The organism is Pelosinus fermentans JBW45 (genome assembly GCF_000271665.2).
GTDB classification, from domain to species: Bacteria; Bacillota; Negativicutes; order DSM-13327; family DSM-13327; genus Pelosinus; species Pelosinus baikalensis.
In genome coordinates, this window is record NZ_CP010978.1 from 4518465 (window position 1) to 4531237 (window position 12773).

The 12773-nt window shown below is 41.0% G+C and carries 11 protein-coding genes; 2 read left to right on the forward strand and 9 right to left on the reverse strand.

The window, feature by feature from the left end; all coding sequences use genetic code 11:
* Positions 1-3: 3 nt before the first annotated feature.
* From JBW_RS20145 to JBW_RS20155, 3 genes are all read right to left on the reverse strand, one after another.
* The gene (locus JBW_RS20145; RefSeq protein WP_007953288.1) at positions 4-603 is read right to left on the reverse strand and encodes a DedA family protein; all 600 of its coding nucleotides are present in this window, start codon (positions 601-603) and stop codon (positions 4-6) included.
* Positions 604-767: 164 nt separating this feature from the next.
* Positions 768-1847: a 6-phosphofructokinase gene (locus JBW_RS20150; RefSeq protein WP_007953289.1), complete on the reverse strand. Its 1080-nt coding sequence runs from the start codon at positions 1845-1847 to the stop codon at positions 768-770.
* Positions 1848-1940: 93 nt separating this feature from the next.
* Positions 1941-4598: a calcium-translocating P-type ATPase, PMCA-type gene (locus JBW_RS20155; protein WP_007953290.1), complete on the reverse strand. Its 2658-nt coding sequence runs from the start codon at positions 4596-4598 to the stop codon at positions 1941-1943.
* A gap of 575 nt (positions 4599-5173) precedes the next feature.
* On the opposite strand from JBW_RS20155, the gene JBW_RS20160 reads away from it, so the two are divergent.
* Complete coding sequence (locus JBW_RS20160; protein WP_007953291.1) at positions 5174-5362, forward strand: hypothetical protein; 189 nt, start codon at positions 5174-5176, stop codon at positions 5360-5362.
* Between the two features lie 142 nt (positions 5363-5504).
* On the opposite strand, the gene hcp is transcribed toward JBW_RS20160, so the two are convergent.
* Positions 5505-7220, reverse strand: a complete 1716-nt coding sequence (hcp, locus tag JBW_RS20165; protein WP_007953292.1) for a hydroxylamine reductase — start codon at positions 7218-7220, stop codon at positions 5505-5507.
* Positions 7221-7437: 217 nt separating this feature from the next.
* On the opposite strand from hcp, the gene JBW_RS20170 reads away from it, so the two are divergent.
* On the forward strand, positions 7438-7932 hold the full coding sequence (locus JBW_RS20170) for a hypothetical protein (protein ID WP_007953293.1): 495 nt from the start codon (positions 7438-7440) through the stop codon (positions 7930-7932).
* A gap of 80 nt (positions 7933-8012) precedes the next feature.
* On the opposite strand, the gene JBW_RS20175 is transcribed toward JBW_RS20170, so the two are convergent.
* From JBW_RS20175 to JBW_RS20190, 5 genes are all read right to left on the reverse strand, one after another.
* Entirely contained in the window at positions 8013-9527 is a 1515-nt protein-coding gene (locus JBW_RS20175) for an FGGY-family carbohydrate kinase (protein WP_007953294.1), read from the reverse strand.
* Positions 9528-9796: 269 nt separating this feature from the next.
* Positions 9797-10330 (reverse strand): ECF transporter S component, encoded by a 534-nt coding sequence (locus JBW_RS20180; protein WP_007953295.1) that lies wholly within the window; start codon positions 10328-10330, stop codon positions 9797-9799.
* A 42-nt stretch (positions 10331-10372) separates the two neighbouring features.
* A complete protein-coding gene (locus JBW_RS25055) occupies positions 10373-10537 on the reverse strand; it encodes a hypothetical protein (RefSeq protein ID WP_007953296.1) in 165 nt (54 codons plus the stop codon).
* A gap of 299 nt (positions 10538-10836) precedes the next feature.
* Positions 10837-11493 (reverse strand): phenylalanine--tRNA ligase beta subunit-related protein, encoded by a 657-nt coding sequence (locus JBW_RS20185; RefSeq protein ID WP_235334071.1) that lies wholly within the window; start codon positions 11491-11493, stop codon positions 10837-10839.
* A gap of 89 nt (positions 11494-11582) precedes the next feature.
* The gene (locus tag JBW_RS20190; protein WP_007953298.1) at positions 11583-12440 is read right to left on the reverse strand and encodes an AraC family transcriptional regulator; all 858 of its coding nucleotides are present in this window, start codon (positions 12438-12440) and stop codon (positions 11583-11585) included.
* Positions 12441-12773 lie beyond the last annotated feature (333 nt).

Sequence of the window (12773 nt, forward strand, 5' to 3'; positions counted from 1 at the left end):
CATTTATACCTTATTTTTACTACGTATAGGAAACAAATCCCTAAACACATAAGCTAATAGCAATAAACCGCCTCCAATGGCACCCCACTTAAGCCGAGGGTTTTCTACCATCGTATGCCATTCACTGCCTAGTACAGCCCCGACACTCAAAAAGATGGTTAGCCACAGAGCCGCGTGCACCATATCGTAGATAAGAAATTTAACAATAGAAATACCGCTAATGCCGGCCACGTAGGGAGTAACGTTACCTATTGTTGGTAGAAAGCGAGCACCGATAACATAAGCCGGGGCGGACTTTTGCAGAAGCTCCTGTGCCTTTCTAATACGTTCCGGGGTTAGTCTAATATATCTTCCCCATTTCTTTATAAATGGCTCTCCAATACAACGTCCTAGCATAAAGGCAGAAATTGACCCCAGCATGTATCCTAGCAAAGATACCAACCAGGCTATTATCATATTAAACTCTCCTTGCTTTGACAAAAAACCTGCCAAAGCAACTAACACGCTGCCTGGAAACGGTAGTCCTATTGCTTCCAAAAAGACTCCTGCAAATACCCCTGTCAATCCAAGGCTGCTTAAAATATCAAGAATTCTGTCAAACAATATATCCCCTCCCAACCTATTATGGCTGAAAATAGTATTAAATATTTGTCCGACTGATTTGAATTATAGAAGACAAGGGGATGTTTTTTTGTCTTGTAAGGCCAGTTTGCTTTGCAGGAGTTGGTCGTATATATTGATTTTTTGATTATCTTTTTCTTCCTCATTTAGTCGCCAAAAGAAATTCCAAGAGAGCGTCCAGTTTTAATCAAATCATGTGTTGCTGGAACTAAATATGGGGTTCCAACAACATCGATTAAATTAACTGGAACAATTTCGTTATTTTGTAATGCCACCATTGTCTTGAATTTTTTATTAATGATTGCATTTACTGCAGCCTCACCATACCTGGTAGACAATATCCGATCATACGCAGTCGGACTACCACCACGTTGAAGATGGCCTAATACTGTAGATCGACATTCCACCCCTAGTAAATTTTCTAACTCGTGAGCAACTTTATCGCCTATGCCGCCTAGCCGTATTGTTTCAAGACAATTATTTACTAACCTTGCTACTGATATCTCTCCATTAATGGGTTTAGCTCCTTCGGCCACTACAATAATACTGAACATAGTCCCTTTTTGTTGTCTGAGCTTAATTTTGTCTGTAATCGAATCCCACTTAAAAGGAATCTCAGGAATTATAATGCAATCCGCTCCACCAGCAATACCACTATGAAGAGCAATCCACCCTGCATAGCGTCCCATGACTTCTAGTACCATTACCCTATGATGGGACTCGGCTGTTGTATGCAATCTATCTAACGCTTCTGTCGCAATGCTAACGGCTGTGTCAAAACCGAAGGTTCTCTCTGTTTTAGGTAAATCATTATCAATTGATTTTGGAACGCCGACTACAGGAAACCCAAGTTCTGCAATTTCACTTGCAATCTTAAGTGTACCATCACCGCCAATTACAATTAATGCTTCTATATCTCGCTTTTTAAGATTGAATAAAATTCGCTGTGACATATCCTTGTAAACAAGTTCTCCACGATCAATGCATTGATATCTAAAAGGATTATCTCTATTTGTAGTCCCTAGCATTGTTCCTCCACGAGGTAATATACCAGAAACATTTTCAGAACCAAGTAAAGATAGATCATCTTCAACTAAACCTTTAAACCCATTTTTCACCCCATAGACTTTTATCCTATTTGAATGTGCAGTCTTGTAAACCGCTCTTATGACCGCATTTAATCCTGGGCAATCTCCGCCGCCAGTTAATACTGCGATTGACTTCAAATTTAAAAACTCCTTTCCATATTGCTAATGTTATTTCTTGTGAGTTGTCATGCTTTAATCCATAATCTTAATACGGATAAGGGGACGATAGTGTTAGATTTCTGACTCTTTCATGAATGATTTAGATACTTCGTTTACTATGAATGGGACGATACTACAGAGCATTACCAGTCCCCAGTCGTATAGCGATAGATTCTGCACCTTAAATGCATTTGACAAAGCAGGTATTGTAATTACTCCTAACTGTAGAATGAATCCAAGTATCACCGCACCGACCAAGTACATATTAGAGAATAAGCCAATTCGGAATACTGATTTGTGCATGCTTCGCATTGAAAAGGAGAAAAATAACTGCGCGCCGGCAAGAACTACGAATGCCATTGTTCTAGCATTTGTTATTACATGTTCCGGTATATCCTTGGAGTTTAAGCTATAGCCAAATTCAGCTAATCCAAAATAGAAGGCCACCAATGTCAAAATACCAATTAATATACCACCAATTATTGCCCTTTGTCCAGCGCCGTGGGCAAAGAAACTATCTTTAGGTTTTCTTGGTTCTTTACTCATAACATCCTTATCGCCAGGATCTATGCCGAGTGCAATTGCCGGAAATGAGTCAGTAATCAGATTGATCCAAAGTATTTGAGTAGCCAGCAGCGGCAATGGCCAGTTGAACAACACAGCTAGAAATATAGCCACAACTTCGCCTAAATTACAGGAAAGCAGGAATATTACCGATTTTTTAATATTATTGTATATATTTCTTCCTTCTTCTATCGCATGGACAATCGTTGTAAAGTTATCATCTGTAAGTATCATGTCACTCGCGCCTTTCGATACGTCAGTGCCTGTAATGCCCATTGCAACGCCAATATCGGCGATTTTTAATGCAGGGGCGTCGTTCACTCCGTCACCGGTCATAGATACGATATTCCCATGGAACTGAAATGCTTTCACTATCTTAACCTTGTGCTCTGGCGATACGCGGGCAAATACTCGATAATTCTTGATTTTTCTTAAGAATTCCTCTTCTGATAATTCATCTATTTCGCTACCGGTAATACTCTGCTCCAGCGAGCTTGCAATTCCTAGTTCCTTCGCAATGGCAACCGCCGTATTCTTATGATCACCGGTAATCATAACTGGAGTAATGCCGGCGCCCTTGGCTTTTGCTATCGAGTCCTTAACTTCTAACCTAGGCGGATCGATCATACCGACTAAACCGACAACGGTTAAGTCTTCTTCCATTTCTTCCGGATTAATAATGCTATTCGTATCTTTAAATGCTGCGCCTAGAACTCTTAACGCATCGTCCGACATTTTTTCCGCTACTTTTAGGTAATCTTGTTTCATTTCTTCAGTTAATGAAACAACTTTACCATCCACCAAGGCAGTCGAGGATATCTTTAGAATATTATCAAGTGCGCCTTTGGTATGTACTCTATATCCATTTTCATCTTGGTTAAGGGTAGACATCAATTTTCGATCTGAATCAAAGGGCTTTTCACCCACCCGTTTATGTTCTTTATGCAACTTTCTTCTTTCCATGTCATATTTTTCGGCAAGCACAACTAAAGCAACTTCAGTAGGATCGCCTGTACTTTTTCCATTTTCATAAGTTGCATCTGAACAGAGAACAAAGGATCTAATCAATTCTTTCTCGTCTGTGTTCTTTGCGGCAAACGACCTTCCTTCTGTCGCGACAGTTGTCAAATTGCCTGCAGTATAAAATTTTACAACTGTCATCTTGTTCTGAGTAAGCGTCCCGGTTTTATCTGAGCAGATGATGTTTACTGAACCAAGTGTTTCAACCGCAGGAAGCTTCCTAACTATAGCGTTTATCCTGGACATTCTTGTCACACCAAGCGCCAGTACGATGGCGACTATAGCTGGCAGTCCCTCAGGAATCGCGGCAACAGCTAAACTAATGGCTGTTAAGAACATCTCAAATAAAGGTCTATCTTGGACTAGTGCTATGACCAACATCACTACTGTTATAGCTATAGCAATGTACCCCAACGTCTTTCCAAGTTCTTCGAGCCGCTTTTGCAGCGGAGTCATCGAATCGATATCTTCATCCAATATTGTGGCAATCTTGCCAATTTCCGTTTCCATGGCAGTTGCTATGACAACGCCTTCCCCTCTGCCATAGGTAGCTAATGTTGACATGAATGCCATATTTGATTTTTCGCCAATAGGTGTCTTAGGGTCTTCGTGCAGGTCTTTTGCATTTTTCTCAGTAGGAAGTGATTCACCTGTCAGGGCCGATTCTTCGATTTGTAGATTTGCACTTTCGATTAGTCTAAGGTCAGCAGGTACATATCTGCCTGCATCGAGGATTACAATATCTCCTGCTACTACATCTTCCGAATTGATTTCCCTTACTTCTCCGTCACGTCTTACCAACGATCGTGGAGTAGTCATTTTCTCAAGTGCTTCTATTGCCTTTTCTGCTTTGCTTTCTTGGATGACCCCGATAGTTGCATTCAGGAATACTACCATCAGTATAATAATGGCGTCTACCCATTCTCCTACCGCTATAGTGATAACCGCCGCGCCCAATAAGACATAGATTAACATGTCCTGTAGTTGTGCAAAGAATAGTTCGAGCGTGCTTTTCTTTGGCTTGCCTTTTAACTTATTTTGACCATACTTTTCAAGCCTGGCTTGCGCTTCTGCTGTAGACAGACCAGTTTCTGGGTTAACACTAAGTTCATGAATAATTTCTTCCGTCGATTTTGAGAACCACATTTAATATTTTCATTCCTTTCCACATTTGATTGAGGCGTTCCTGCGTAAAATACCCTCGCCCTACGTTTTTTGTAAGCCTATTGTTTTTCAGTTTATCTTCAGTGACATTCCTATCGATTAGCAAACCTCTTCGTCCTTCCCCCTCCAATCCCGACTGGTCATCACCTACTGTTTTTATATCGCTATTGTACCCTTCTGTCGTGGGTTTTATAAACACCACTTCGGCACGATAGCTAGTAATATTCGCGGAACGGTTCTTTGGGAGTCACTCCCCCCTCTTTTTGTCTCATATCATAAATTTATGATCGTAAATTTCTTTTAAAAACAATTCCCATATTTCCATCCTATTTACCATCAAAATACAAAACTCCTGCAAGGCTTGGGGGATGTTACTAGATTGTCAACATTTTGCCACTATGCTGCATGATATTCTAGTTTTTTCTGCGAAGTGCAATGGCTCAATTCATGCAGTTAAGATTAATCGAGGTCTGATTTCAGCGATACTGCTAAAATAGCCGGTGGTATGCAATTTTTTTTTTACTTTTGGCATCCTATATTATAAAGGAGATATTATAATGGCTGAAAACAGAGATTTGAAAGCAACTCCCGGCATACCTGAAAAAAATAGAGTTGTCGGAGAAATTCCAATGAAGAAAGCTGAGTACTATGGTTATTTTGATTCGGAACCTAGTACAAAAGAGATTATTAATCAAATTGAGACTGCTGTTAAAAATTCTGTTACTGAGAAAAAAAACGAAAGTTAAAGCAATTGTAGCTCGCCCCACCTCTTATTTATTCGTGATATGCAAAAGTATTCGCCTAGACTTCAAGTCTAGGCGAATACTAATATACTTATTAAATATCTCTAAATTTCAGCAAACTGCTAAATTAAATGCTGCAGTTGGCTTAGGCCATGAACATTTTGATATCATCTTCGGGATTGCTGATGCCGCCTATGCCAAATTGCTCTACAAGCACCTTGACTACATTCGGTGAAAGGAAGCCTGGCAGCGTCGGTCCGAGATGAATATTTTTCACACCAAGGTATAACAACGCCAGGAGTACGATAACGGCCTTTTGCTCATACCAGGCGATATTGTACGATATTGGCAATTTATTAATATCATCCAGGCCAAAAACTTCTTTAAGTTTTAGGGCTATAATTGCTAGCGAGTAGGAGTCGTTGCATTGACCGGCATCCAGTACGCGGGGAATGCCACCGATGTCACCTAGCGGAAGCTTGTTGTAGCGGTATTTGGCACAACCCGCTGTCAGTATGACAGTGTCTTTAGGCAATGCTTTAGCAAATTCAGCATAGTAATCTCTGCTCTTCATGCGGCCATCACAGCCAGCCATAACAAAGAAACGTTTGATGGCGCCGCTTTTCACTGCATCCACAACCTTATCAGCCAGAGCTAATACCTGGTTGTGAGCAAAACCACCGATTATTTCCCCTTGTTCCAGTTCCTTGGGCGGTGGGCATTTTTTAGCGTGAGCGATAAGAGCCGTAAAGTCTTTCGGTTTGCCATTCTTCCGCTCACCAATTTCTTTCAGGCCTTCAAAACCGACTACACCCGTCACATACACGCGGTCTTTATAACTGGTTTTCGGCGGCACTAAGCAGTTAGTAGTCATCAGGATGGGTCCATTAAAGGTTTCAAATTCTTTGTCCTGCAACCACCAGGCATTGCCGTAGTTACCAGCAAAATTAGTATATTTTTTAAAGGCTGGATAGTAATGCGCCGGCAGCATCTCGCCGTGCGTGTATACATCAACACCCGTCCCTTGAGTTTGTTCCAATAATTCTTCCAGATCTTTTAAATCATGGCCGCTGATAAGGATACCAGGGTTGTTTCTCACACCAATATTGACTTTGGTAATCTCTGGGTTACCATAGGTACTGGTATTAGCTTTATCCAATAAGGCCATAACATCAACACCGTATTTGCCGCATTCCATCACCAAAGCAACCAATTCATCAGCACTCAGCTTATCGTTAGTAGTGGCAACTAGCGCTTTTTGCATAAAGGCAAAAATAGCATCCTCCATGTAGCCTAATGTATAGGCGTGCTCAGCATAAGCAGCCATTCCTTTTACTCCATAGGTAAGCAGCTCGCGTAATGAACGGACATCTTCGTTTTCAGTCGCCAAAATTCCGACTGTAGCAGCCTTTTTATCAAATTCCGGCGCATTGTCAGCAAACCACAGAGCGCTGTCATGAGAAGCTTCCGCTGCCCCATCAGCTGTGAACCAGTCAGTCAATTTCCGCCAGATAGATTTTGTACTGTCATTTGCAGCTTCTACCTTAATACCAGCTTTTACTAAAGCAGCTTTCACGTTATCTCGCACGATCAGTGCTTGTTTAACGAGCACAACAAAGTGCTCCTTATCAAAGTTAGCATTGGTAATAGTGGCAAATAAGCCTTCCATTATAAACTTATCGGCCTCCGGTGTCGCAATTTTAGCCTGACGAGCCTCGAGTGCATAGACCGAAATTCCTTTTAGTGTGTACATGAGCAGGTCTTGGAGATTAGATACATCAGCCGTTTTTCCACAGACACCACGCATGGTGCAGCCAGTACCTTTGGCAGTTTCTTGACATTGATAACAAAACATCGACATATATTTTATCCCCCTTATATTGTGAAGCGCTATTTAAATCTTCTAATGTTATTCTAGCGGAAATTATAGCGATTGACTGTGAGCAAAATCACATAAGGGAAAACAAATCTCCGTCTCTACAATGGAATTTATCATAACTTAATTCGACTCATATAGACAAGAAAGCGTATCTCCTGTAACATGAATCCATAAATACAAACATTTTTAAGGAGTTATTATGCGTAAAAAGACAACCATCCTAGTTTTCGTTATAGTCGCCATTGCCTCTTATTGCAGCTATACTGTTTATTCCTACGATAATCGTACTGTGAGCAACTTATCAGCTTACTGTAATATTGATTTTCGTGGCGTAGCTGATCCTCAAAAGAATATTGTTACAGGTGCAACCTTATCTATAGTCGATTTCCGATACGATTCTGGACCACTGGAAAAGTTTTTCATCATTGATGTCGATGATAAAGCATACAAAATCGATAGTATTGAGATATCCGCCCAGCCGCCGACTTATTCGCCCAACGATTTTACCACAGGAAAATGCTTTAAACATACCAATACTCTATTTCTTACCTTTCCCCCGCAAGTCCTGAAGGAAATATCCCAGGCTGATACTGTAAAAGTTTCCTTTAAATATTTGGGCAGTAATTCGGCCATTGAACTGCCGTTAAGCGCTGTTGATTTACAATACTGGAAAAATCAATTGCCGTCTTTCTAAGATTAATTTTTGTCGCCTTACATCAAAAACAAGCCCGCAGTTACCTGCAAGGCTTGTTTTTTTCAGTCTTTGCTAACGACTTAGTGACCTAATTTATTCAATAAATCTTTTTGCTTCTGCGACTGTTGCTTGTATATCTCGGAATTTTTGCTGTCTGGGCTATATGTATGGGTTATTTTCAAATTTCTGGTGAGCAGCTCTTTCAAGTCTCCGTCCGCGCTCGTTGCATAGGCCGCAATGATAGAATTTGTCAGCACTGCACCTCCGGAAATCTCCAAGGTGATCGCCTCGCTGTCCATGACATCGGCTTTAATCTGATTCCAAAGCGCATCGCAACTGCCGCCTTCGGTAATGGTGATTCTGTTGATCTCGATGCCGGCCTGTCGGTAGGTGTCGGTGATTTCCCGGTAGTCATAGGCAATGGCCTCGAGCACGGCCCGCCATAAGACAAATTGATCTGTGTCTAGAGTCATGTTCAGGAAACAGCCTTTTACATTGGAATATTCGTCATAGCCGCCGGTCAAGTACGGCAAAAAGATCACATCGTTGCAGCCCGGGGCGACTTTGGCAGCACCTTGGCTTAACGTTTCATAATAGCTGTCATCATCGACTTGCTGGCAGATACTGTCTTTGAACCAGCGCAGTGCCAATCCACCGGTCCGGACAAAGCCCCAATAAAAATATGTATTTTCCAATGTGCCGCTGTTGAAGATCAGACCACTGCCTTTACGGCTTAGTTCCGGAATGATCCCTGTGGTCGAGACACAGAACATCGCACAGGTACCGGCGACATCTACAGCCTTATTGGCTTCAAAGACCCCACTGCCCAGCATGGACTGCATAGTATCACCGGCTCCGGCACAGATAGGGATCCCCGCTGGACAGCCCGTTTGTGCCGCTGCTTCAGCCGATAAAGTACCGATGATATCCCACGGTTTTACGATCTTCGGCATATAGCTTTTATCGATTCCCAATATAGTTAGCTGTTCATCGGACCATTCTTTTTCATATACTTTGTAACCTAATCCCCAACCCGACATTGCCCCCCAGTCAATAAAGGCATCACTGCTCTTCAAGCCAGCGAGATTAAGCAGAATATACGGTGTATTGTGAACAAATTTCTTACCCCTAGCCTGAAATTCTTTATTATTGGTCAATAGCCACCGGGCATGCAAAGCCGGAAACATGCAGAGTGGCTCGGCATTACCCGTTTCTTTACCCCAGATGTCGAGGTCAAGTCCTTTAAGCGCTGCCGCATCACTCTGCGTTCGTGAATCCAAATAATTTATGTAAGGTGTGATTGCCTTGCTGTTCTCATCGATGCCGACAATCCCACAAATAATTCCATCGCCCATAATGGCCTTGATTAACCCAGGATCAATACCCTGTTCTTTTAACTGCGTCATGCACTGTTTCATGCCCAGTTTGGTCAGTGCAAGATATTCATCCGCATCCATCTCAACCCAGCCGGGATGGGGATAGGTCAACGTCGTCTGATTGGATACTTTCGTTACGCATTCCATATTTTCATTGTATACCGTCACTTTTACACTTTGCGTTCCTGCATCAAAACTAACATAATATTGCTCCGTCATTGCCACGCCTCCTGTATTTAGCCAGTCTATCTTTAGAAATTGTTTCTAGTATCATTGCACTTTAATTTTATCATTTAAAATACGGGAAAAAGTACGGGAATAAATTAATTTAACTTAATTGTTTACATTCGCTATTTCAGGATAAATTCCTTGGAAAATCCGCTCCAATTTCCCCTAGAATTTTTGCTATAAAACTGTTTGGACATAAAATAACCTGTAAGAGATTTCTCTCCCACAGGTTATTATTCATTAGCCGATCATACCGAGGGTCATCTGCGGCCTCCTGCCCAGGAATAAACAGCCACATGCTTTCTCAACTTCGCCACGACAGGCAACACGACAACTGCCGCCACGCCAATCTGAACGAGATTACCGGGAATCGATGCCATTGGTGCCAGCCAATTGCCGTAAATAATCCATTCGGCACCATAGTAACCAACCACTTTAATGAGACAAGCCGCCGCCAAGGCCAGGACATAAGCCGTCAGGGTCCGGTGCTTTTCGCAGATAGCGCCGACCGTATACCCCATGAGACCAACAATGGCCAGCGTAAAGGGAGCCCATAAAAACCAGCCGCCCACCACATCAAAAAGAGCCATGCCGATTCCTCCTGCCAAAGCCCCAAACCGGCGTCCGTAAAGAATGGCGATAATAAATAGAGGCACATTCCCCAAATGAATTAAACCGCCATTAGCGGCAATGGGAAGACGAACATTTACAAATACTGTACAAATAAAAACGAGGGCAATACCCAATGCTGCATAGACCAGTTGTTTTGTTTGACTGAAGGATTGTTGTTTCATATCGACTCTCCTACCTTTCCTACTTCTAAAATATTGACTTTATTATCGCCAGGGATATAGCCCGCTTTGCACGAGGGCAAAAACCTTCGATGAAATCGATGCCCACTTCTTAACCTCTTTATCCATGGCTTGGACCATCGATACATAATTGGTGAGATTGCTTTCCCTCCATGTCAGGAAAATAGGAGCTACGATGACAATTATCATTCCACACTCCCATTCTAAATATATATAAGATATCATAGGAATTAGTTTGATGCAACTCCCATGGCACAAATGTTCGTTATCTTAAATAATTAATTCATATATACATTTCAAATGTCTTTATGAATATGTCGCTTCATAAATCAAAACCTCCACCCGAATAGGTGGAGGGAATGTTTTCATTAATATAATCGCTGCAGTAATAAGTATAAAGCCTATTGCATGGAGCTTCCCACGATAAGCATTGCTAATGACAAACTTATGTACGTATCCAGATTCTCTTTTAATTTATTAATTTCCATTTAACTATATACTTCTTGTCGGTCTATTTGGGCATCAGGGGATACTAATTTGACATAGGCATATATGTCAGACAAATGATCAACTACCAGGTCTTTCGAAATACCAGCAGGCGCATAGACTAGAAAAACAACTTTTTGAGTACTAGGCACAATGCGAGAACGGAAGTCAGGCCCGTGTATAATACTTGAGATAATCCCTTCTGTATCAACAATCATCATATCACCAGGTTTCACAATTTGTTCTTGCCCATTCAATAGGACATATTTTTCATTTCCTCTAGCTACATCAAGTTTTAGAGGAAATTTAAGTGCCTCATAGTCATGTCCTGCGGTTAATAGGCAATTTTCAAGTTCTGCCATAAACATGGCTTCAACCAGTCCTGCACCACGAGGAATACACTTTCCTTTAAAGACAAGGGATTTCAATTGTTGCAACACGTGGTAAGTCTTAGAATATCGCTTGTAGTATTCGGTATAGACCTGAATTGAATTATAACTAGATAAATCTCCGTCATTTAGAAATTTTGCTCGAAGCTTCGTTTCTAATTCACGCTTACAGTTCTCCAGCTCCTCACATTGCTCCATATTACACACATTACTAAGAACCATTAATCCTGCACTCGCTCCAGGATATGTTTTTCTCCATAATTCCGTCACATACAATTTTATTAGACATCTCCTTATTATAAATTTGAAAGCAAAACTACGCTCAGATTTTTAATCAGACTGTAGTTCCTGATTTCATTTTAAATCTTATGCGGAGAAAATCCTTGTATAAAATTGCTATATTTACGAGGCGTAATTCCAGTAATTTGTTTGAATTGTTTAGAAAAATGACTTTGATCTACAAATCCCATTTCGTGGGCAACAAAAAGAGGAGGAACGCCCTTAGCTAGAAGCTCCTTAGCTCGCTTTATTCTGACTTGTTTAAGATATATATGGGGGGGTACTCCAATCTGATCTCCGAAAACACGTATTAAATGAAAAGGACTTAGACCGCAAACGCTAGATAATATCTCAATCGAAATATTTTCTTTATAATTATCCTCAATATATTCCCTTGCCCGATTCACTTCTTTTTTCTGTTTACCTACATTTCCCATTACCAAACGTTCATTAGCATGACGCAAAATACACATAGTAAGCATTGTTAAAAGATATGATTCTTGCTCAAGTCTTGGTATACTTGGTTCTTCCAGTAACAGGTGGAGATTTCGTATAAGGGCAGCCAAACAGGTATCTTTTATAATGCCATCACGAAAGAAGGGGATACCTTTTGCTTTACTAGAGATTTCAGAAGCAGCTTGTTCCAGTAACTTCGTTTCGAGATAAAACATTCGGTAAGACCAACCTATATTTGATGCAGCATGTCCGTCGTGAGCTTCGCCAGGAATAACTAAATTGATATACCCTGAAGGAGCAAGCAGTTTTTCACCTCGATAAGAGAATTCAAGGGCGCCACGCTCAATAACACCAATCCCAAATCCTTCATGAGTGTGTTTTGTAAAGGATTGGGTAATATATGTTGCACGAAGTAGCTCAAGGTTATTCAAATGCGGCATCACCCAAAATTTCACTTTTTCTTGTGGTTTAATTTCACACATAAGAATCCCCTTTCAATAAAAATATCCCTTTTATAGTATGCAATTGTATTTTGAAATATCATTTACCAAGAATAAACTATTCTTGATTTAGTAAGACAAGTGTGGAATTCTCTCTCATATAAACTAATTCCTTGTGAAAATTCGCTTTTTGGTAAACAAAAACGTCTGCAATTCCGCACAGACCTTGTTAAAGTATTCTTGCTTTGGAAAAAAATACAACAAATTAATCACGAATCTTCCACGGATAAAAGCAAGTAAGTCGCCATAAGCTATGTAATATGGTGCGAGCGATCCACAATCGCATTGATCGCTGCCTAAAGAAAATCAACGTTC